Genomic DNA, 22,779 nt, shown 5'->3' with positions numbered 1-22,779 from the left:
ATTATGGACGATATCACGTTAGGCCTGTTTCTTTGCTCAAAAGTTTGGTTAGCGACCAAAGGCCCGGTTTAAGGAGGTGTGGGATAGACAAGTCCTGATGTCACGTCACGGGCCGGATGGAAACGTGCTTTTTACTTGAAATAGAGCACACGATTTCGTGGTTTTTGGTGCATGCCATGTCTTATTCGGCCGACGCGTCCGGAGTCTTTGGGTCTTTTGGTGAATCAGCGGTCCGCTGGCACCAATTTGTTTGGCGATGCAGAGAGCGCTATCGAACGGAGCGTTGCCATTGCTGCGTCAGGTTTTGTTTTGTGTCGATATCGGTTCGAAAAGGCGCTGTGATCTTACGTGGCACCCGGCATCTTGTCTGTCTAGTGCCTCGATTGGCACCCCCGTCCTCCTAAAGTTGTGTGAGATGAGCGGGGCCGGGTGTTGTAGTGAGTTCACAGCATTTAGATGGCTTATTAAGCCGGGACCAAGTGCGGCGTTACAGACGGGCTATAAAAAATCCCAGGGAGTCGAAGCAAATGCCACTTCCAAACTTTCTTATCATCGGCGCGACGAAGTCAGGTACGACGTCGCTGTATTACTATCTCAAAGAACATCCGGAGATATTTATGCCGGACGACCTTAAGGAGGCGAGGTTCTTCTGTTATGAGGGTACGCCTAGGACGCTTAAGGTCAGTATAAGGACTCTCGAGCAGTACAAAGCGTTATTCGCTGGAGTGACCACTGAAAAAGCTATCGGAGAGGCTTCTCCACATTACCTGGATTTCCCGGATGCCGCAGGTCGGATCAAGGAATTGATCCCAGACGTCCGGCTCATTGGATCAATTCGGAACCCAGTCGATCGTGCTTACTCTATGTACCTTATGAATCTTCGGTCAAGCGGACGGAATCGCGGTCTCACATTCCTCCAAGCGCTTGAGCGGGATCCCTGGCTGCAGGCGAATTATTTTGAAAAGTTCAATCGATTTCTATCGCTGTTTCCGGAAGAGCAATTGAAGGTGATTCTTTTTGATGATATCTCAAGTGCTCCACGAGCTACTGTTACTTCTCTTTTCCATTTTTTGGGTGTGGATTCGAAATTCTGTGGCAGTGACGTAGAGATTCACAACCAAGGGGGTTTGCCCAAGAGTATCCTCATCGATCGGCTCGCCATGGATCCTTTTACACGGCGTTTCGTAAACGTTGCCTTACCCCGGAACTTTAGGGGTGCGCTAAAGCGCGTAGTAGCGCGGAATCTGGCTCCCCAAAAGCTTACGTTGTTCGAGCGCGAATCAGCTCTGGAGGTATTTACATACGACATTTTGAGAACGCAGGAGTTGCTTCAATTGAATCTGTCAAAATGGCTGTCCGGATCGAATGCCACTGAGATAAGTGAGGAGGCGAGCCCAGGTTTATGAAGACTTGACCAGGAAGAGCTGCCAAGGTGATAAGCGGACCTCGGCAAAGGCAACTGGTCACTGAGCGTCGCTTGGTTTTTCGCCTGCCAGCGGTAGCAGTCCGCGCGACTGGTTTTTCGCAATGTAAATGTCTTCGTCTGTGGAGCCTTGGTCGAAGGTGAACTAGGTGGTTCTGTACTCACGCTGGAAATGCGTTTGGGACGATACTGACGTATCTTCGTAACCTCATGGAACTTACTGAGAATGCCCCTCGCAAACGAGGGTGTGAGATTACATTTTAGGCCCGGCGACGACGCATGGTCTTTCTCGCCTAGGCGGCTTCATCCAACAACCGATCATCGTCTTGTCTCACTGGAAATATTGGGTAAGGTTGAGAGGTTATAGGCTATCGAGTGTCGGTTCATTTCGTGCCTGAAGTGATCGGCGTGGACGCGTTCTGCAACAAATCGGAAAAGGCTCACTTAGGCAGACGCTCACTAAAAAATCGACGTACTTCTCAACTTTTTCGACGCCAGTGATGCAAAATGACCCTAGAGCCAGCGGACGGCAGAGTTTTTTGAGCCGGGTCGATCTATGCTGCACTCGTCCGAAACCTTAATCCCAGACCTATTTGGCGAAGGGTGTCGTTGTTGTTACCATAATCGCCGACGCTAAATGTTACGCTCGCTAATATGTAGGCTTAACATTGACCATTGGCGCCCAATCTGGAGAAATTGACCATGACTTATATCGAGATTCCAAGAAAGTCTTTGTTCTTCGCCCTGATGCTCTTAGCATTTTCGAGTTCCGCAGATATCCTTCATTTCAGTTTTGAGCCAGGGGAAAATCCCAGTGAATTCACTGGGCCTTTTGGTGGGCTCTCGCACCCAGACCCGTCAATTAATACTCTGCCGTCGATCTCGACAGAGAAAGCGCTATCCGGGACGAGCTCTCTAAAGTCCTATCTCCACATTTATGACAGCCCTAAACCTTTTCGATCGCAGGCCCTCCTTAGCCGGACGCAGTATCCGCTGGACTTTAGCAGAGGCGCTGAGACCGAATCATATTGGGTGGGTTTTGCGGTTTGGATTCCCGAATGGTTCCCAAGACGCGACCCAGTCGGTAAGCTTGAAGATATTTTTTTCGATTTTCACACTTCCCCGGCGCCAGGCGACCCTTGGGGAACGTGCTCGGGCGCGCAGCCGTTCAACCTAAAGTTCTATCAGGAAACCCCCACAACCGGATATGTCAAGCTCGATATTCAGGCAAATGTCGATCACAGCACCTGCGAGATTGCGATGCCACCAAGGAACTACATGGTTAACCAGCGCAATATTGGTGCCTATAGAACGGGAGAGTGGAACAGTTTTGTCATAAATATACGCTTTGATCCGGTTTATGGATTTGCGAAAGTTTGGATAAACGGGAAGCTCGGAATTGATTACGATGGTCCTGTATACCATTACGGGGTAGGCAATCCGTATCCCATTTGGGGCAATTATTTGGATTGGTGGGAGCGAATCACCAACGATCCGGCCATCTTCGAGCGCACCCTGTATTATGACGAGATCCGTATCGCGACTGGAGAGGAGTCAAGCTACGATTCAGTAGCCCCAAAACTCCCGTCTGGAACCGAGTTGTCAGCACCGATCAATCTCCGTATTTCAGACTAGCGAAAGGGGCACCGCAAGGCACACTTGAGTTGGGATGGATGGAGCGTGATCTCGGAGAACCTGAAGTGAAGGGGCGCCGTGCGGTGTTGGACACTGTGCGGTCCGTTTGGGCTCCATGTCCTGGCGGGTTGCAATCCCGCCTACGAGAACCTCAAACCGGGCCTTTTTGAAAGGTTTCCGTTTCATTCGCGGATCGATCTCGGATGACGAGAATACACGAGGTGTAGGCATAAGGACCAAGACTACCTGATCGAAAAGCATTGAGGTTGAGTCGGCATTGATCGTGTCGTCGTGGTGAACCGTAGACTCTATCCGACCAGAATCAATGGTGCCGTTGATCTTGAAGCTCTTGCGCCCGCTTTTGGACCTGAGTGGGTTGTCGTCTAAAGGGCGTTTGATTTCGATATGTAATATTCAGAATCCGCGTTCCAGGTGCGCATTTCAGGAGGGTAACTTTCACCCGCTGCGCGGCATGGAGAGCGATGCGACCGTGCGGGTTCCCGAGTCGGCGTGGGCGCGAGCGTGTTGTCGCAGCGGAGAAGGGGCGCGACTCCCGAAGTCGCGTAGGCAAAATGCAGAGCGCATCCCATACGCCGCCAAGCCATCTGAGGGCGCTTTCGTGCCCGGCGAACCAACGGGAAGTCGGGCACGGCAGCGACCGCAGACCGAACCCAGGCAGAAAAGGGCGTCGCCAAGGACCGAGTCCTCGCGGCAGCAGGATGCCACCCCGAGGTATCGCGAGGGACACGCGAAGCTCAGGCGCAGTCCTCGCTGGCTTTTATGGTTGGTCGTTCCGCCCGAGATTCCGCGCCGAGGATTTCAGATCGATTATCGGTACGGTAGTCATACGGTCTTCAAAGTTCAACGACGCTTGGTGAGGGTGACTAAATACCTCTTTAGAGTGGTGGGTAGCGATGACCCACAGTGGGCCCGCGAACTGTTGCACCGAACCTGTGAGGGGTTCGATGTCCGTATTCTCAAAGGGGGTTAGTCCGGACCATGTGGAGATTCTCGTGTCTGAACCGCCGGACGTAGCGCCGGGCGAAAACATGCTTCGGATCAAGGGGCCCAGGGCGAGCGAGGTATCTAAGGGGTTTCCGGCGCTGTGGTAACGCTATTGGTGCCGGCGTTTCGCCTGGGTGGGCATTCCGCGCCATTCGTCCGCTTGTTCCACCAACATCCGGCCGGCGATTCCACTAGCATTCGGTCACCCGTCCCACGACCATTCTTCCGGGGCAGTCGGAGCGAAGCGACGCAGGTGGGTCATTGTTTCGCGGTGGGTGCGCTCGGCGTCAACGTCCGGGCGTGGCGTTTACATGCCGAAGCTCAACCGAGAACTTATGTGAGACCGGTATAGTATGGGGCTCGCCTGATCGCAATTAGGGATTTCGGCATGCCGAGATAGACTTCTTTAACAATCGTGGCGTCGCTGAACAAGCTCTGCAGCTCTTTGTTCGTCAGGAGATGCCAATCCGGTATTGTTTGCTTAATCCAAAAGCGGTTTGTAGCGCTAATGACGAAAAGAAGGAGAAAGCGAGGCAGGAACGCGACTAAGGGAAGCCAAGAGTGGCTTTCTATCGGAAAATATCGGTACGGAGTCTGAACGAAATACTGTTTCCCGACTCTCTTGATCTCGTTGGCAAATTGCTGTTGACGAGTTCGTGCTAAGCGCCTGAATTCTTTTTCAGATTTGACTAACCAAACATCTTCCTTGGGTAATGTCACGTGCTCAATGACGGATGAGCAATAAACAATGTCAAAAAAATCATCGGGAAACGGAATGAGGCCATCTTCGTTCAACAGTACAGGGACGAAACCAAAGGATTCTTTCCCCCGCTCGATTGCATTATTGTCTATGTCCGCTATATAGACATTCTTTGGTTGTATTGGGGTTGTACTTAGGACGTTGGTAATATTTTGCCCTGACTCCGAACCTAAATCCAAGATACGAGTATCGGCTGTCAGCCGAAAGGAATTTCGGAAGAAACGGTTCCTCTTTGCCCTAGCGCGCTTTGAAAATCCGAGTACTGCATCGGTTAGATTAAACATACCCAAGTATGCTCCTATGCTTAATGAGTTATGGTTTTTTGTTATCTGAAGTTCAAATCCAAGCATCGGATTCTGAGGGATTTTCTTCAGAGAGGCTGCGTGATAGCGGTTCCGAAGAAATATAAACCGAGAATTTTCGATTGTTGTTAATGTGTTAGGTCGTGACTCTTCCACGCTTGGAAATCCAAGTTGGACGAGTGCTGGATTCGGTAGACATTGCATCTATTATCATGGCCCTGCGTTAAGCTTGTACCTTTCCTGGCGGGAGCTCTCAACGCGTCTTTTAGCCTACGGATGGGCCTGCGATAGGGGTAAAGTAAGTTAAAGCTTTCTGGAAATTACGCATGTCTGCGCAAAGTTACGGGCTCACCTCATTGAGGAACCGTTGGGCGATCTCCACCTCCCGGATAATACGATCATCAACGGCTTGATGGCGGCGATCAAGTTTTTTCTTCCGACCACAACTCGGTATCGTCCGAGCGATGAAAGGTGGATGTTTGGCTTCGAGGACAGCTTCTTGAGCGGGTATAAGAATATTCGCCTAGCATGGGTCAGAAACAAGGTGACATCAGTTTTCGACGTTGAAATCGGGCAGTACGCCCATCAGGTTTCTCGTCTACTGCAGCTGAGAATTTAAGAGGTTAGTGCTAGACTCCTACATCGATCAAGAAGCCATGGATCGGAACCTGGACTAGGCTATAGACTACAAAGGAACCCAGAAGGTTTGAGTGGCGCTAAACGCGTTCATTTCCTCCTTGCAAGGACGATGCGATGCCAACCCCAACGATGACCCAGCCAGTCACGCGCTTTCGTGGACAATATACGGCCGATAAGCCCCCAATGCCGCCAATCAAAATACCGAACCTCGTTACGCAGAATCAGGAAACTGCCCCCGAGCAACCCCTGAATGTCATCACGCCCATAAACAACCGAATATGGGTTATCCGGTCCGTCAGTGTTCCGGCTCAGCCACTCGCTCTCGCTGAGTTTTCCGAACCTTTTGTAGAGTTCGGCATGTCGCGACAGTTTCTCTCGGGGCAATCCGAGTTTACTCAGCAAAGGTATCATCCCGGGGAGTGACAAAGCGCGAAGCATCCAGCGTCTTAAATGCCTTATCTCGACCTGATAATTGATCGATGAGCGGTTGTAAACCATGAAGAGCAGGAATCCGCCAGGCTTCAAGACACGCTCGATCTCCGAGATCGCCGCGGCAACGTCGGGGATATGATGTAGTACACCGAAGGAATAGATATTGTCGAAAGTACCCGATTCGAAGTGCATATCGGTAGCTGACATGACACTGACCTGCCCGGCTAGATTAAATGTTCGAAGGGCTCGACGTGTTGCTTCCGTAGACCCTTCGTCCACGTTGATGCCGTTGTAGCTTGCCCCTCTTGCAATCAACTGTCGCGCGTCAGTGCCGACGCCGGTGCCAATTTCAAGTACGCTCTTGTTTTTCCAGTCGACCCATTCCAGGATCTCCAGGATATGGGATTGATGCGAATAACGCTCCCGCTCAATTTCACGGTAGTAGGATTCGGAGTCGTGCGGACTTTGACTCTTATCACTGTCGCAGGGGGCCGCGTTCCAGTATTCGGCTACCTGGTGCTGTTGCTCTTGTTTGTCCAACGCGTTTTTCTCCCTAGTGAAAGCGTCTAGTGGACGACTGCAAGTCGTGGGTCCCGGGGATCTTGCGGTTGCCGGGGTGTTGGCGTTCGCCTCCCTCCACAGATGATCGCGTCGGCAACCCTCGTTGCGGTAGCCTTATCTGTCTTCTGCACGGTGGCTGGAGTCTCGCGTGAAGCAAGCGATTTACCAGCATATCCCTTGATACTGCGGACCCGCGCGATCCGGAGACACTCGCACCAAATCGACGATGACTTGGTTCGGTCGCAAGCGATCCGCGAGCCCTTCGAACTCAGGTGAGGCGTTCCCGATAACCACTGTCTCGGCATGGGCGAGCGCGTCTTCGATGCGGTCGACCATGAGTTTGGAAATATGGGGGATGTGGTTGAGGATGTAGTCCCGATTGGCGCCGACCAGACTGGCGACCCTGACGTTTCGGTCGTAAACACGGACGTCATAACCCTTGCCGAGGAGACGCTCGATCAACTCGACGACCGGGCTTTCACGCAAATCGTCCGTACCCGCCTTGAACGAAAAGCCCAAAATACTGATCTTCTTGTTTCCGGTCGCGATCACCATATCGAGGCCGCGGCGCAGGTGTAGCTCGTTGCTCGGCATGATGGCGTCAAGTATCGGCACGCCGACATCTCGCTCATGTGCCTTATAGGTGAGGGCCCTGACGTCTTTTGGCAGGCAAGACCCGCCGAAGGAGAAGCCGGGCTTGAGGTAATAGGGCGACAGGTTCAGCTTGGTGTCTTGGCAGAAGATGTCCATGACCTGGTGGCTGTCCAGCCCGAGTGCCTTGGAGATGCTTCCGATCTCATTGGCGAAACCGACCTTGAGTGCATGCCAGACGTTGTCGGTGTACTTGACCATCTCCGCGGTTTCGATGTCGGTCCGGATCAGCGGAGCATCCAAGCCTTTATAGAGGCTTGCCAAGACCTCGCCGCTGCGGTCGTCGGTCTCTCCGATGACGGTCTTGGGCGGATGATAGAAATCCTTGACGGCTGTGCCTTCACGCAGGAATTCAGGGTTGTTGCAGACACCGAAATCCACCCCCGCGCGCTTGCCGGAATACTCCTCGAGCACCGGGATGACCACCGTCCGCATGGAGCCGGGCAACATGGTACTGCGCGCGACCACGACGTGAAAGCCGTCTCGATCGCGAAGTGCTTCGCCGATCTGCTCGCAGACATTTCGGACGTGGCGTAGATCGAGGCTGCCGTTGCGCTGGCTTGGTGTGCCGACGCAGATGAGTGATAAGTCGCTGTTGGCGATCGCGTATTTTACGTCGTGTGTCGCGGTGAGTGTCCCCGCCTCGACCGTTTCGGCGATCATCTCGCCGACGGATTCCTCGATAATCGGTGAGACCCCTTTTTGAATCAGCGAGACTTTGGTCTCATTCGGGTCGACGCCGATGACGTCATGTCCTTCCTTGGCGAGACAGGCGGCGGAGACTGCGCCGACGTAGCCGAGTCCGAAAATGCTGAGTTTCAAGATCTTTGCCTCCGTTGAAACTTGAATCCTGCTCCGAGTCCGTCGTCACTGTTTCGGACGGCATTGGTCATGGGGTCTTGTTCACAAGACCGGCCGGTTTGGTGGACGACCGATCGCGAGGCCTTGTTCTTACCTCGGGCTATCGCGTCCCGTAGCGCAGAGCGCCACGGGGCATGCGTGACACCGCGGAGCGGGTGTCACGAGTCCCTTAGTAACGGTTCAGAAACAACTTAGCCATCCTGGTTCATTCCCCCCTCTCCCCAACCCCTCTCCCGCGAGGGGAGAGGGGCTAAGATGGATCACTTGTTTTTGAACGGTTACTTATGGTTGAGCCGGTCTAAGAGGCGAGGCCGCACGCGCGCCGCCCACCGAGTCCGTCGCCGGCACCGGCACCGGTGGCCGGCGCTACGCTTGTCCAGCACTGTCTTGTCTAGCGATGCGGATCGGAGACCTCGATGTCTATAATAGTGACGTATTCCGTCTCGCCTTGCACGGGAAGATCCCAGAACAGGCTCGTCGCGGGTGTTTTCTCATCGTATCCTCTCGATATCCAACCCGCAGAGATGGTATCGCAGCCGTGGAACACCGACGGGTGGCTGTCGGACTCTGCGAGGGTCATCGTGACGCTTACTGGGCCACTCACGATCAGCGCCGCGTTTTCCGATACCGAAACCTGACAGTCCTCCGCAAAATGCCAGCAGATGCGTGCTGAATGCATGCCTTCGCATTCAAATCGATCCGTGACCGTGAGGCGTTTTCCAGCGAGCGAGAACTCCAAGGTGCGCCGGTGGGTCAGGGGGTCGTGTAGACGACGGTAACCGTCGTGCTCCCCGACGAAGCGCTGCAGCGGACCTTCAGCCGGTGGCTCAAGACAGGTGGCTTTGGCTTTCTCCATCCACAGGAAGTTGCCTCCGCTCACCGACTGATCCAGCCCATCGATACAGACCGTATTATGAGCCATGGTCGAGCGAAAGTAATCGCGCCAGCGTTGCTCGGTGTGATACGCGAAGGTTCCGGGGTCGATCAGGATCTGCCGACCGGCCACCGAGAGTGTCATTTGGAGCGCATCGGCATGTCCGTGTGCCGCGATCGAGAGATAGCCGATCGGTCCGCAGTCGACGACCACCTTGACCTCTCGGTCGGTCCCGAAATCGCATCCGAGCAGATAGAGACCCCCTGTCTCGAAGATTCGTTTCGGTTGCATCGCTGTCGCAGCAGGCATCCGAGCGAAACCGGAGGCGGCGTCGTCTCCGAGAAGCCAGCGCGTCTTGTCGTCGCTTTCGGACAAGAGCGTCTTCCAATCAAGTCGCCCGAAGAGAATCGACCCTGTCGTCAGCAGGGAACGGTAGACCTGCTGACGTTGGTCGGGCATCCACCGCACCAACAAGGCATCGTCTGAATCGCCGAAGGCAGGGAGGTTTCCGGAACGATCCATCAGCGCGGCCAGGAAATCCATCATCTGTTCCAGGCGATGCCAGAAGTCCGGCCCGAAGTCTTGGCCGTTCGCCCGTGCGAACAGGCCACAGAGCAGCATCATGTCCATGACTTCGTGCTGGTAGTAGATCGCCTGCTCGCGATTCACACCGTCTTCGGAGGTTTGCAGCAGGGCCTCTTCGAAGACACCGCGCCGCGCCAAGGCCAGCCAGCCCGGGCTTTCCGGCCACAGCGGCCAGGTTAGGGCGCCGATGAAAAGCCCCGAGTACTCGCCCAGAAGATGGTTGTTGGCGGAAGAATAGCGCGAGAACCAGCCCTCGATGAAATAGCAGTGCTGGCGCACTGACTGCAGCCAACGGGCCTTGAATTTGGCCCCCTGATCCCCGTCGAAGAGGATCGAGTTGTCTCCCCCAAGCAGATGCCAAGCCACCGACCAGTTGATCAACCGGTAGGCATGCTCGAGCGAGCTGGTCCAGTTGGGTCCAAGCGGGTAGGGGCATTGATCGAGCCAAGACTCGATCAGGGTGCGACAGGCCAGAGCGTACCGTTGCGTACCCGTTAGATGCCAGGCTTGTGCAAGCGTCACAAGCTCGAGGTGACGGTTCACCTCCCACAGATACTTCACGTCGCCGACCGCGGACTCGTCTCGATAATCGATCGACTTGCCGAAGACAGCGGGAACCTCGGTTCCGGTTTTCGGATCCCGATGCCAATTCGGAGGGAAGCCAAGCTCGATCGACCGCAATGCGAAGATGTCGAAGCGGCCCATGAGGATCCGATCAGCCGACTGGGTATAGCGACTGGAATCAAAGTCGCGGGGAAGCTCGGCGAGCCAGGCGGCGCCGGTTTTGCCTTCCGGGGCGCGCGGCTTACAGAGTCCGAAGCCCGCGGCTTCGAGCCTCGTTCGAGCCGATTGTCCGATTCGCCATCCGATCTCGGCGCCTGTCATCAGCTTCAAGCGACGGGCCTTCCAGCGCAATTTCTCCGCGTTGATCTGCATCACAGGTCCAAGTGCAGATTGCGTGGCCGGGCCTTGGTCATGAGACCGGGGGTAGGGTGGCCGAGCGACAGTGAAGTCCACCGACCCTTGCGCCGGGCGTTGGTGGAGTGGGATGCGCTTGCCCACACGACCGCTCCGATCGGCGCCTTCGCCGGGTCGACCATTGAGGCGATTTCCGGGAAATTCGACACCGTAGGTTGTGCTGACGATAGGAAGCACAACCTCCGCCGACGGTTGGTTGTGCCTCGCACGGCTCGGCACAACCTACGGTCATCGCGGCGTGGAACGCACCCGTGCTCGCCTTGGCACCACGGTTTCCGGAATTCAACTAAGGCCCCTAGCCGAGATTGGATCATCAGAAGTACTCGCGGTACCAGATCTCGAGGTTCAGCATCGACCAGAGCAGCTTCTCGTGATTCTGGTGCCCGCCGACATGCTCGTCGAGGACCTTTGCAAGCCTGTCCTGTCGATAGAGGTCACGTGTCCGGGAGCTCGAACCTTGGAGGTGCTCCCTCAGATACCCTTGCATGGGACCGCGAAACCATTCGTTCACCGGCACGCGGAAACCGACCTTCGGGCGGTCGAGTATTGCCCGCGGCAGCAGGCGCGTCATTGCCTGCCTCAGGACATACTTCGAGGTGCGTCCGCGGATGCGCCACTTATCGGGAAGGGCGGATATAAACCCCGCCAGCTCATGGTCCATAAAGGGCATCCGCGCTTCGATGGATGCAGCCATGGTCATGCGGTCGCCTCGTTCCAAGAGATTGTCCGGCAACCAGCTCATCTGATCAAAGTACATGATCGCGCGAAGCGGGCTGTTCGTGCTCTGCACATCGAACGGCAGCGACGAGCCGCAGGAGATCGCCGGCCGGGGGATCTGAAGCAACCCCTCGACGTCTCCCGGCGCGAGGGAGCCGAACCAGCGGATCATGCGCGCCCTGCGGTCTTCGAGGGCTAGGGCCGCCACGGCGGTCTTGATCCGCCGAAAGCGATACGGAAGCGCATGCACCGCCGGCTCGATCAATGTTCGCCTTAACCCTTTGGGAACGGACTGATAGATGTTCGCAAGCCGCTCTGCGGAGTGCTTTGGATACCCCCCGAGAAACTCGTCGGATCCTTCCCCGGTAAGCACCATCTTGACGGTCTTTCGCGCCTCCTTCGACAGCAGGTATATGGGGATGTCGGAGGGTTCGGCTACGGGTGCGTCACGGTATCGAACCAAACCGGGAAGCTCGTCCATGAGGTGCGACTGCGAGACCGTCAATTCGTAGTGGTCGGTATGGAAGTGGTCGGCGATGGTCTTCGCGTAACCGAGCTCGCTGTATGCCGATTCCGCAAAACCCACGGAAAAGGTCTTGATCGGCTGGTTGGAGTGGCGCGACATCAGAGCGACGACCGCAGAGGAATCGATGCCGCCTGAAAGAAAGGCGCCAAAGGGTACGTCGGAGATCATCCTGATGCGAACGGATTCGTCGAGCTTCTCGACGAATGCACCAACGACGTCGACCGGGAGTGCTCCTTCGGTGCGGGCAAGTCGATCCGGCGGGAGATAATAGCGCTCTTCCCTCAGCGTTCCCGATTCCCAGACGGCAATCGACCCGGGCATGAGCTTCCGAATTCCGGCAAACAAGGTCTCGGGGCCCGGAACATACCGATACGCGAAATAATCGAAGATCGCCGCCTCGTTGACCTTCGGCTCGGCGCCCGGCACGGCGAGCAGGGCTTTGATCTCCGAGGCGAAGGCGAGGATATTGCCATGCTCGCGAATAAACAGCGGTTTCTTGCCGAAGCGATCGCGCGCAAGAAAAACGCGGTCTCTGTTTGCATCCCACAGTGCAAAGGCGAACATGCCACGAAACCGGGTCACGCACGACGTGCCCCATTGCTCGTATGCGTGTACGATCGTTTCAGTGTCGGACCTGGTTCGAAAGACGTGCCCCTGGCGGATCAGCTCCTCGCGCAGGATTTCGAAGTTGTAGATCTCACCATTGAAGACGACCTGTACGGAGCCGTCTTCGTTGCCAAGCGGCTGATGTCCGGTAGAGAGGTCGATGATGGACAGTCGCCGGTGGGCAAGACCTATCCGGTGTGCGCCATCGCGCGTGGTTGCACAAAGAAACCCGGCATCGTCCGGACCTCTGTGTGCGATGACATCCGCCATCGAGCGGATGATCGGATCGACCGAGTGCCAGTCTGGCGGTGCGATGATGCCGGCTAGTCCGCACATGTTGCGCCCAGAACCTCGTTGTAGATCGATCGGAAGTCATCTGCCAAACGGGTTACCGTGTAGGCATCCAGGATTCGGTCTCGCGCCGCTTCGCCCATAGCCCGAGCCGCCGCGCGATTCTCATGGATCCAAAGGATCGCGGCCGCGACCGCTGCGGGTTCGTGCGGTGGCACAAACAGGCCATGAACCTCATCCTGCATCACATCCGGGATACCGCCGACGGGACAGGTTACAGGGATCGTCCGCGCTGCCATGCTTTCTAAAAGGGCGTACGGTAGACCTTCGACGTGAAATGTCGGAAACACGAACACATCAGCCTCCAACCATAAGTCATCCTTGTCATCGCCGAAGACGGCCCCGAGAAACTGAACTCGGTCGGCAAGGCCAAGCATCGAGACCCGATCGCGGAGCTCTCCCTCGGCCGGGCCGGCGCCGGCGATCTTGAAGGAAACGTCGACACCTTCTCTCCGCAGGATGTCGATGGCCTCGATGGCCTCCGAAATTCCTTTTTCGGTCGCTAACCGGCCAACATAAACGAGTTTTAGGTTCTCGCCTCGACGAAGGTCGGCCTTTGCGCCGGCAAGGGAGGGTCCCACATCGATGGCGTTCGCGACCACGCGAATGTGTACGCCGGGAACAAAACGAGAGTATGCAACACGCTCGGACTCCGCCAACAGGACGATGGTCTCCGTCATGCTGAGTGCCCGCCGCACGATGGCCGATAGGATAGGACTTCCGGCGCAAAATACCTCGGGAAGATAACCACCATGGATCTGGAGCACGACTGGACGACGGCAAAGTCGCGACACCAAGAGGTAAACAAAGTCACGCCAGAACGCCTTTCGCTCCAAGGAGGAGTTGAGATGAACGATGTCTGGCCGACGGCGGCAGAGAAAGATCGCCAACTGAAACGGCGACCATAGGAAACGCGCAAGTTTCGTCAGGGCGGTTTCGGCCTTCCCCTCGCTCCCGACCTGAAAGTGCAGCAGGTGGAGCTCCGACGCGATTGCCGAGCCGAACAACTGATTGAGGTGTGTGGATACGCCGCTGACTGCCGACAGCGAAGGTCCGAAAAGAACCACTGTCGGCTTCAACGCGTGGGTTTGCGGCTCCGATGCCTTCAGGGCCCGATGACGACTCGGCTCATTTCTCACTGTCGATGACCTATCCACCGGTGAGCACCGACGCCACCCGATCCGCGAGCTTCTGATATCCCCTGTTCGCGATCACCCAGTCTCGTGCCTTCCTTGATCTGTCGGAAAACTCATTGTAGTGAACGCGAACCTGCAATATCGCGGAAACGAAATCCGTCACGGTCATGGGAACGCAAAGCCCGGCCCCGGTCGCGTCGATAACAGCGGCCTGATCGGGAATGTCATTAACCACGGCCGGCAACCCGATTGCCAGGTATTCGATGGTCTTTGTCGGGGAGGTGGAATCATAAACACCGCCCCGTGGCATTGCGTTGAGTCCCACATGGGACGTTGCGAGCTCGCGCCAGGCTTCGTCCCGATGCAGAGGTCCGATCACGGAAACATGGTTCGATAGCCCCATTTCAGAGATTCGCCGCAGGAGCCATTCGCGCTCCTCGGGCTTACTTGCCTCTCCGATCAGCTTAAGGCGAAACGCGTCGGTCGATTCAGTGCGCTGAAGCGCCCCGAGGACTTCGACCAAAAAATCCAACCTCCGCATGCGGTCAAGCGACCCGAGATAGGCCAGCTCGAAGACGGTCCCCTCCCGGTAGACGCGTGCTTCAGCGTCAATCGGCGCAAGCGCATTCTCGTCGATTCCCATCGGAATCGGGATAAGTCCGTCGCGCCTTCCACTCAGGGTAGCGACATCTTCGCGCATCCGGTCGCTTTGAACGAAGACGCGCCTCGAACGCTTGATAACAAACCGATACAGCACGAAACTGGTCACCTGGCCGCGCAACCAGAGGAGGCTCCGCCGTAGCCGCGCGCAGTCTCCCACGCGGGACCGTTCGATGTCTTCGTCCGGGAATGGCCAAGACATCCAGTAAAAAACAGCTGTTCTCGGTGCGATCAGCAAGGCAAGCGCCGCGGTCATGACCTTGTCTCTGACAACGATGGCGTCATAGTTCCTATGCCGCAGGAGCGCACACAAATCATTGCCGAACCCTGTCATCGCGAGACCCAGCGAACCACGCGCGGCAGTCACAACATACTCCCGCCCGGGCGGCCACTGGGTGACCGTGGTTTGAACGGTTCCGCGGCGCGTCGCCACAAGGTCGCTATGTATTCCTCGTTCCGGAAGGCGATAGCCGAAAAGCGTGAGCACATCGGACCTATGGGACGGATAGGGGTCTCGAATAAAGTAAAGCAGTCTCATCACGATTGCCGCCTTGCTGAGTATCTCGGACATCCGTAGGACGCCAACGCTTTTGATCCAGGCGACCAGGTTGGTAGATACCAACCTCTCCGCGCGCCTGAATTTCTTCGACCTTTAAAAGGGCTTGAAAACGGTTTGAGCGGAATCGCGATTGCGACCGAGACGAAAATAAGTCTGCGACTGTTAAAGTTAAGTGAGTGTTTCAGCACTGCAGAATAAACCTCCCGTGGAGGCATTGTTGGACCGGCCGGACTTCTAGGAGAATTACGCCGAGTGTTATGAAAAGCAAGTTTTCCGATTGGGCTCTGCCGGCCTTGCTCATAAACCAGGCCAGGTTCCCGTAGGCTGTACAAGTCCAGCGCCGTCCAACAGCGGTCGCACGGGGTTCGGCGGGCTTCGCCCTAGCTCGTCGACCCAACGGTCGGGATTTTGAACAACGCCGCTCCGCCGGCTGAAAACAAGTCTCCACAAAGGCCAATCCAAGAGCGAACACGACTCCCTACTAACATATCTGTATTTCTATCGATATAAACCAAATAAACCACGCACTTCCTATGAAGCCTGATCGATGGAGAGAAAAAAGTCATCGCGCCTGAACGTAGAAGAAACCGTTTTCGAAGCAGAAGATCTGCGGACCTGGAGTGACTCGGTTGTGTTTTCTTCCCACTTTAAATAAAAGCACGAGGCCGTCACAGCAAAAAAAAGAAGACGTCGCCCAGGTAACGCTATTGACTCACCAGGTTCACGGCATTCGCATCACTGGTCCATCAATCAGTCACATGAAACTCCAACGGCTAGGCTTTTACTGGAATTAAATCTCATAGAATGCGATTGGGCTTTAATTAGGGAAACCCGTCCAGTTCTCCGCAAAAAACGGCGGGGCCGGGCGCCGAGCCGTCTGCTAGGCATGTACAGGACTCCGCGGACTTTGGTTCTACCCAACGAACCCGCCCCACTTCAAAGAGGAATGCCTGCGATCGTTAGGGCGTTGCGCAGGTCGCTTTCTTGCCCTAAGTGCCGCGGTCGCACCGAGGCTTGGTTCAGAACATTCGACACCTAAAAATCGCCGGGCATTCGTGGCGCGTCTTGGGGTTACCGGGTGGAACCGATACTCGAATTTACTCAGGCCCAACGAATCTATCACGCGGGTTCCGTTCTGTAAATAAACGCTATCATTCGTCCGTCCGTCGGTACGCCATGCGACTCGCAACAAGCTGTATCCCGAGCCGGAAAACTCCAGCGAGCTGTACTTTTCACCTTCCCCAATCATCATCTACATTCGGAAATATCACGAGTCGATTTCGATTCAGAATCCGGGTGAAGATTATATAAAGCAAGGTCCACGATGCAGCCGTTCGAGCACACCGGAATGACGCCGAAAACCGAGGCGATCATGCCTGGTTAAATTGCCTCCCCCGGGATTTTCCGCGGATCGTCCTGGATAGCTCGGTAGGCAGCCAGCAACTTCGGAGCTTCATAGCGCCATTCCAGTTCATTCTCGATGCGTTCTCTGCCGAAATCTCCCATGCGCCTCCGGGTCTCGGGGGAGTCAAGAAGCTCCAGAATCTTATTGGCCATGTCCTTCGGGTCGTTTCTTTCCGCATACAGCGATGAATCTTGGGCCGAGAAACGGCCTTCGGCCAAATCGAACTGGACAATGGGCTTACCAAGCGCCATGTACTCCATGATTTTGTTCATTGTGGACTTGTCGTTCATGCTGTTGGCGACATCGGGATTCACACAGACGTCCGCCGTGTTCAGAATCTCGAGCAGCTCTTGATCGGGTATACGGCCAGTGAAGGTGACAAATTCTGAAAGTCCGAGATCGTGCGATAGGGCCTTCATGTCGACCAAAGATGTGCCTCCGCCCACGAGGCAGAACTGTACATCGTTTCGTCCGAGATCCTTGATGATGTAGTGAGCCGCTTGAAGAAGTAAATCGATACCCTCTTGTCTGCCCATAACGCCCACGTAACCGACTAGGAAGCTCCGTCCGTGTTTCCACTCCGAAACGGGCGGCACGATCTTGAGTCGGTCGAGCTGCGGCCCGCTGCGGACCACGAAAACCTTAGCGGGATCCATCCTGCCGCGTTCGATTGCGATCGACCTGTAGGATTCGTTGGTCGCAATCGAGACATCCGCGGTGCGGAAGGTCATTCGCTCGAGCCAGATCAGGGCTTTCCAGAAGATATCGCGTTTCCCGAACTTGGCTTCGTATAATTCGGGATTGATATCGTGATGATCGAAAACGAACTTAGTGCCGAAAAGAAGTTTGAAGAGGCCGCCGATCAGAAAGAGGAGGTCTGGTGGGTTGCAGGCATGAATCACGTCGACGCCGCGCTTGCGACGAGCACGTAAGGCGAGTCGCAATGTATGCCAGAGCGCGAAGCTGTATTCGATCAAATAACTGTTGAGCCCCTCGGCCTCGAGAGGTAGCTTGTAGCGGTAAATATGGATACCGTCGATGTCTTCGAATGATTCATCGTATCCTTTCCCCTTCGGACAGACAATCGATACAAGATAGCCATTCCCGGCCAGGGTTGTGGCTTCTTGCCATACGCGACGGTCGAATGGAGACGGGAGGTTTTCGACGAGGATAAGGACATGTTTCAGGGCTGGACTCATCGATAAGGATCCTCTGCGCGATAGCTATGACTCGTGGTGGCAGGGGTTTCACTCTCCAGATAAATACCTGAATACGAAATGCCAGTGCCGAAAATAGGTTAGGACGGCCCCTCCGCTGTTCATTGGCGTCGCAGTAACCGTTTCGCGAACCTCCGAAAAGCGATATCGATGAGACAGGAAAATGCTCGTTTTCCGGAAATGGCCTTGGCCGACATTGCGGATAGCACAATGCGCACCCCCCTGGCTTTGTTTTCACCGGTCGATATAATAGCCTGTAACACGGGCCCCAGGAGGAATGTTTGAGTTGTTGCGGGTGAGAGATCGGCTTGGTGATCTTTGAGCCAAGTTAGATTCTCTTCCGGGGTCGATGTGCCGGAGAGCCGGGCGATACTTCGGTCGCCTTGGTATATAGTGAGAGGGCTTTTAATGAAAAGCCATTCGGCTCCGGCATTTTCGAGTCTTATAAAATGATCCCAGTCTTCCTTGATGCGATATTTTTGGTTAAAGGGCGTGGATTGTGCCAACGATGTCGATAATAAAACCGTTGATGGGAATATGGCGCATCCGTCACTCAATACATAATCGGCAATGGGCTCGTCGGCCCGCTTTTCACGAAGAGGTAAAATGCGGTCATGATTATTGTGGCGGATGGCAATTTGCGAATAGGTTACGACCTTGGAGGGGTCGGCGTGGCAGAGTATCGCAGAGAGTTGACGTTCGACTTTGTGTGGTACCCAGGTATCATCTGAGTCTAGGTAGGCGACGAACGCACCGCTGGCGGCGGCGACACCTTCATTGCGGCTGGCAGATGCGCCTAGGTTTCTGTTGCGCCGAAGGTAGCGGAGACGCGGATCAACGAAAGCTTGGATAACCTTTGGCGTGTCGTCTGTAGAGCCATCATCGACGACGAGGACTTCGATGTCGGGGTAGCTTTGTGCAAGCACGCTTGAGATCGCGCGACCGATAAGGGGCGCTCGATTGAAAGTCGGTATTATGACGCTGACGAGCTCGCGTTCGTGTTTTGCAGTCGGCATCATCAATACTTCTCTATGACTCTATGAGGTGTTTTCGACCGGTCTTCATTTCGGATCATGGGAACGAACGGGAGCGATGAGGTCGTTTGAAGGGCGTCACATAAAGGCGCTTTGCCGGCCTGCCCACGGCCCAGCCTGGCGTGTGTTGGGCTCACGCGGGCGTGGGGGCGGTCGCGGGCAGCGATATCTAGAAGTGTGGCAGACTGCAGGCGTTCTCGAACAGCCGGGCCGGCAGGAATACTCGGGATCGCGAGACAGTTTGACGCACCGAGTTCACGCGCACGAGCACCCGCGGAAATCCAATCCTCGCGCCGCTGCGTCCGACACTGGAGGAACGCCAGTCGACAACAGCAAACCAAGGTGGGCAACATTATTCGCGCCAGCATGCTCACAGGCGACCCGGGCGGAAGGCCCGGTATGATGGGCTCCCCGAGGGTCCAGATGTGACTCCAGTCTACGAAACACCGTTTCGATGCGCCAGCTTCTGTGTCCATGGATAGCCTACGATCAAGTATTTCCGTAACGATGCATAAGGCCGGCATTTCGCTTTCCTTTGGAGACTTTTCGCTTGTACGATGTCATAAGAGCAAAATCCAGCAAATATTACTTATTGCCGTTCTATTTTGTGATATGCCTGCTAATCTAAAATAGTATGCTTCTTGAAAATAGCATGATAATAGAGGTAGTAAAGCACAGCAGCAAACATCTTACCTCGTTGCTTGAACAGCTGATATTTCAGTCTATAATATCTTGCCTCGATCATTTTTTCTCTGCATTTCGATATGTTTTTTCCCTTCATCCATCGGATTAAATGCTCTAACGCCACATGCTGAGAGGGCAGAAAATCGATTCCCGGCTTAGTTATCGTATTATTCATATGTAATAGACGCATGGAAACTGGTTTCTTTGTTTCACCCGGAGCAAGTCTACATAACAATGCTAATTTTAAGTTCAGAATAGTATCTTCATGTAATCTTAACTCAGGAAACATGCCGACATCGATAAACGCCTTTCTTCTAAGTAGCAAACCATTAGGATGAATATATCCGTATCGTCCTGAGATTAAGCATTCAAAAAGATTCTCGGGTTCCACTTCCTTTTTTACCATGGCGACTTCATCGGAATGCGCTACAAAGAAGCGTCGCTTCGACTCTTCGTTTTCAAAAGAACTTCCCACTGGCTCATAAATCCCATCCAATTTGGAATTATTCATTAATAATTCCGATGACTTCTTGAATCTCCCGGGCAAATAGATATCATCCGCGTCGAGAAAAGCGATGTAATCATTCGTGGCTTTCAGCGCTCCTAAGTTGCGGCTGGGGCCAGGGCCTTTGTTCTGATTATTTTCATGTTGATAAAGAAATACCTTGTTAGACATCTCACACAAATCTCTACAGACTTCAAGTGCATTGTCCGGTGACCTATCTTCCACGAGAATGACTTCGCCGCATTCTTTTTGTTGAAGAGCGGATTCAACGGCACGCTTTACGTACTTTTCCGCGTTGTAAACAGGTATTATTACAGATATCTTCATTGAATCTCCCAACAGGGTTTCATGATCCAAGCTATCATTTTCTGTTGTCACGATAGTTTCCCCTGTCCTTATGCTCTGCGACAGCGGGATTTTCAGCACTTTCACTCTCCGACAATCGGAAAGTTCACGGTCAAGAATGAACGCATCTGAGTACGATAAAGGTCCGGATTCTTGAACGGCTCGTCGCAAACCCTTCGGCGGACGCCGAACGATCTATTATAGCGATTATAGAGCGTCGTAATCATGAAGCGCTTCCATCGTTGCTGGATGCGATTCGGATTCGGAGCACGCGGAGGAAGAAGCACGAGCTTAAGTGGCGAATCCTTTAGGTACTCCTGTACGGTCTTGGAGCGGTAATTGCGCTCGGTGTCGTAGAAAACATAGATATGCGCGGAATAGGCATAGAAGAAAACTCAGCTTAGCTCTTTTTTATTCGTCCAACGGTATTGAAGTACCGTTCTTCTCACTTCTCGAAATATCCTAATCCGCTTTTGAGAGAACTCCAAATCTTGAAATGTCGCCAATCCCGCACGATTATGCGAAGCGCACTCTAGAACGAATCCAAAATCATGTGTTTTCGGACGTTCACTGCCCGCATGGCTCATAACGATATCGTCACCGATACGTCTTAAGAATTTGCTAACCTCGCGATTATTTCCTCTGATTTTCGCTAACAGGTCGAAATAGTTCGAAACATGTTCATCTGTAACCGCGTATATCTGGTGTAAAACATCGACCGTCACATTCTTGCTATTAAAATATGAGTAGGCGGATGACATTTCTTCATTATTCGGATCATTGGAAATGTAAACAGAGCCGAACATGCCATGAGGAACACTCGGGTCGTCGATAAGCGATTCAAATAATTTTTTTAATTGTTCAGGGGAAACGAACAGATCGTCATCAATGGCGATATAGTATCGACGAGGAGTTTTTGCTGCTATTATCCAACGATACCGACATCTCTTCCTGAATTTATGCTGAATGAGTAGTAGTCTATCGTCCGAAACGTTAACCCAGTTTTCAATCTGAACCTGGGGGTTGTTATTCGAAATAATGACTTTCTCAACAAAATCACACTTCAACGCAGCTTGAACCATGTGTTGAATGTTCTTTACCCTATTATAACTATTTATGATAACAGTGGCCTTATGCATGTTATCTGATATATCAATCGATCTTCCATATTTTATGCGGTAGCGCCATCTCCAGTATTTTAATGTGTAATTAATGAAAGTTTTCAATTTATTGTATAGATATCTTATTTTTCTTCCAATCTTTTTTAAAATGACTTCAATCATTTTGCAACCTCATTAAAAACGATATTCCCTGGATGCAAAAACTGCACCAACGGAGGCGGATGGTTTGCTTCTTGATGTGCTATAAGCCCAGGATTTATCCTCTCTGCTAAGAGCGATCCCGATTTTCTTTCTGGTGCAGGATAACAGATCTTCGTGCACGTAGCCGGGTTCAGCATTTAGCAAAATCAAATCAATGGCATGGCCTATTTTCCCGGAGGACCGCGCGCTCGTGTCGGTCAGGAAGTGCAACGTAGGTACCTCCAACGTGTTCGCGCTCTTGGTTGGAAGTCGCGGATTGACTCCGATCCGCGCTAGTTAGCCTTTTAGGCATGCCCGGTGGGGCTGCTCGGCCGTATTCATAAGGTTACCCACTGCTCGAAGGGGCCCGCAATCCTCTTCAAGTGGAGCAGTGGGTTACGGGAATTTCGCGCGAGATTTGCGGCGGTCTTGGTCGGTCCCATGAGCAAGGCCGGGCTGGTCCGTAGGAGGTGCACCGGCCCGGTCCCGGCCAGGCCGCGGTTTCACAGATCGCTGGCTTTGCGCCGCGGCTTCACCGTCCATACCTTATAATGGCTCGATGGCAGAGGCGTCTCGGGCACAATCGTTGAGGCCGGACGGATCTTGGTGGGCGATGCGGCGGCAGCCGATCAGATCTGGAGGCGGTGCGCCGACCCTCGTTATCTGGCTCACCGGCGGTTCGCCGGGACGTTGGCCGCATTTGGACACGTGCAGGATAGCCTGCGTCCAGCAACGCATCCGCGAGCCAGTGACAATTTTACGGCGGGTGCAACACGAATTCCGTGATCCCCTTGGGATGCGGTGCGAAGCATTCCAGCATGATCGCCTCGTCGGCCGCCAACCGTTTGCGCTACGCCGCGTAGTCATCTTGAGCCAAGGCAACGACACTATTTGAGATCGATTCCGTCGTAGAGTGTCATCGTCGACTCCTACTGCCGTATCTTCAGCATAGGTGTTCTCTGCCCTTATTTTAGGTCCGCGGGCGGGGTCGGTTGAATGTTTTCCAGATTTTCGTGCACTCCGCGGT

General features: G+C 54.1%; 13 protein-coding genes. 2 read left to right on the top strand and 11 right to left on the bottom strand.

The genetic code is table 11. From position 1 onward, the window contains the following. Positions 1 to 527 precede the first annotated feature (527 nt). A complete protein-coding gene (locus KFB96_RS07635) occupies positions 528 to 1,406 on the top strand; it encodes a sulfotransferase (RefSeq protein ID WP_213462624.1) in 879 nt (292 codons plus the stop codon). Between the two features lie 719 nt (positions 1,407 to 2,125). After that, positions 2,126 to 3,058 carry a heparin lyase I family protein gene (locus KFB96_RS07630; protein ID WP_213462625.1) on the top strand — a complete coding sequence of 311 codons (933 nt, stop codon included), beginning with the start codon at positions 2,126 to 2,128 and terminating at the stop codon, positions 3,056 to 3,058. Positions 3,059 to 4,396: 1,338 nt separating this feature from the next. Here the strand turns inward: KFB96_RS07630 and KFB96_RS07625 are convergent. The 11 genes from KFB96_RS07625 to KFB96_RS07575 form a co-directional block, all read right to left on the bottom strand. Further along, positions 4,397 to 5,107, bottom strand: coding sequence for a methyltransferase domain-containing protein (locus KFB96_RS07625; RefSeq protein ID WP_213462627.1), 711 nt, complete (start codon positions 5,105 to 5,107; stop codon positions 4,397 to 4,399). 744 nt (positions 5,108 to 5,851) lie between these two features. Next, positions 5,852 to 6,736 carry a class I SAM-dependent methyltransferase gene (locus KFB96_RS07620; RefSeq protein ID WP_213462629.1) on the bottom strand — a complete coding sequence of 295 codons (885 nt, stop codon included), beginning with the start codon at positions 6,734 to 6,736 and terminating at the stop codon, positions 5,852 to 5,854. A gap of 183 nt (positions 6,737 to 6,919) precedes the next feature. Beyond that, positions 6,920 to 8,230 (bottom strand): nucleotide sugar dehydrogenase, encoded by a 1,311-nt coding sequence (locus KFB96_RS07615; RefSeq protein WP_213462631.1) that lies wholly within the window; start codon positions 8,228 to 8,230, stop codon positions 6,920 to 6,922. Between the two features lie 430 nt (positions 8,231 to 8,660). After that, the gene (locus tag KFB96_RS07610) at positions 8,661 to 10,664 is read right to left on the bottom strand and encodes an alginate lyase family protein (RefSeq protein ID WP_213462633.1); all 2,004 of its coding nucleotides are present in this window, start codon (positions 10,662 to 10,664) and stop codon (positions 8,661 to 8,663) included. Positions 10,665 to 11,019: 355 nt separating this feature from the next. Then, the gene (gene asnB, locus KFB96_RS07605) at positions 11,020 to 12,891 is read right to left on the bottom strand and encodes an asparagine synthase (glutamine-hydrolyzing) (protein ID WP_213462636.1); all 1,872 of its coding nucleotides are present in this window, start codon (positions 12,889 to 12,891) and stop codon (positions 11,020 to 11,022) included. Beyond that, complete coding sequence (locus KFB96_RS07600; RefSeq protein ID WP_213462638.1) at positions 12,879 to 13,985, bottom strand: glycosyltransferase family 4 protein; 1,107 nt, start codon at positions 13,983 to 13,985, stop codon at positions 12,879 to 12,881. The genes asnB and KFB96_RS07600 overlap by 13 nt, the downstream gene beginning before the upstream one ends. A gap of 70 nt (positions 13,986 to 14,055) precedes the next feature. Next, complete coding sequence (locus tag KFB96_RS07595) at positions 14,056 to 15,273, bottom strand: glycosyltransferase (protein ID WP_213462639.1); 1,218 nt, start codon at positions 15,271 to 15,273, stop codon at positions 14,056 to 14,058. A 1,368-nt stretch (positions 15,274 to 16,641) separates the two neighbouring features. Next, the gene (locus KFB96_RS07590; RefSeq protein WP_213462641.1) at positions 16,642 to 17,865 is read right to left on the bottom strand and encodes a glycosyltransferase family 4 protein; all 1,224 of its coding nucleotides are present in this window, start codon (positions 17,863 to 17,865) and stop codon (positions 16,642 to 16,644) included. A gap of 119 nt (positions 17,866 to 17,984) precedes the next feature. Next, positions 17,985 to 18,902 (bottom strand): glycosyltransferase family A protein, encoded by a 918-nt coding sequence (locus KFB96_RS07585; protein WP_213462644.1) that lies wholly within the window; start codon positions 18,900 to 18,902, stop codon positions 17,985 to 17,987. A 634-nt stretch (positions 18,903 to 19,536) separates the two neighbouring features. After that, positions 19,537 to 20,538, bottom strand: coding sequence for a glycosyltransferase family A protein (locus tag KFB96_RS07580; RefSeq protein ID WP_213462646.1), 1,002 nt, complete (start codon positions 20,536 to 20,538; stop codon positions 19,537 to 19,539). A gap of 308 nt (positions 20,539 to 20,846) precedes the next feature. Beyond that, on the bottom strand, positions 20,847 to 21,734 hold the full coding sequence (locus tag KFB96_RS07575; RefSeq protein WP_213462648.1) for a glycosyltransferase: 888 nt from the start codon (positions 21,732 to 21,734) through the stop codon (positions 20,847 to 20,849). Positions 21,735 to 22,779 lie beyond the last annotated feature (1,045 nt).

Origin of the sequence: Thiocapsa sp., assembly GCF_018399035.1 — a bacterium.
Classification (GTDB): domain Bacteria; phylum Pseudomonadota; class Gammaproteobacteria; order Chromatiales; family Chromatiaceae; genus Thiocapsa.
This window is presented reverse-complemented; position numbering and strand designations above follow the sequence as displayed.

Excerpts from the sequence above, each read along its gene's own strand:
- KFB96_RS07625 (WP_213462627.1), bottom strand. The coding sequence starts at position 5,107 with ATGTTTAATCTAACCGATGCAGTACTCGGATTTTCAAAGCGCGCTAGG.
- asnB (WP_213462636.1), bottom strand. The coding sequence starts at position 12,891 with ATGTGCGGACTAGCCGGCATCATCGCACCGCCAGACTGGCACTCGGTC.
- KFB96_RS07585 (WP_213462644.1), bottom strand. The coding sequence starts at position 18,902 with ATGATGCCGACTGCAAAACACGAACGCGAGCTCGTCAGCGTCATAATA.
- KFB96_RS07590 (WP_213462641.1), bottom strand. The coding sequence starts at position 17,865 with ATGAGTCCAGCCCTGAAACATGTCCTTATCCTCGTCGAAAACCTCCCG.
- KFB96_RS07630 (WP_213462625.1), top strand. The coding sequence starts at position 2,126 with ATGACTTATATCGAGATTCCAAGAAAGTCTTTGTTCTTCGCCCTGATG.
- KFB96_RS07595 (WP_213462639.1), bottom strand. The coding sequence starts at position 15,273 with ATGTCCGAGATACTCAGCAAGGCGGCAATCGTGATGAGACTGCTTTAC.
- KFB96_RS07575 (WP_213462648.1), bottom strand. The coding sequence starts at position 21,734 with ATGATTGAAGTCATTTTAAAAAAGATTGGAAGAAAAATAAGATATCTA.
- KFB96_RS07635 (WP_213462624.1), top strand. The coding sequence starts at position 528 with ATGCCACTTCCAAACTTTCTTATCATCGGCGCGACGAAGTCAGGTACG.
- KFB96_RS07610 (WP_213462633.1), bottom strand. The coding sequence starts at position 10,664 with ATGCAGATCAACGCGGAGAAATTGCGCTGGAAGGCCCGTCGCTTGAAG.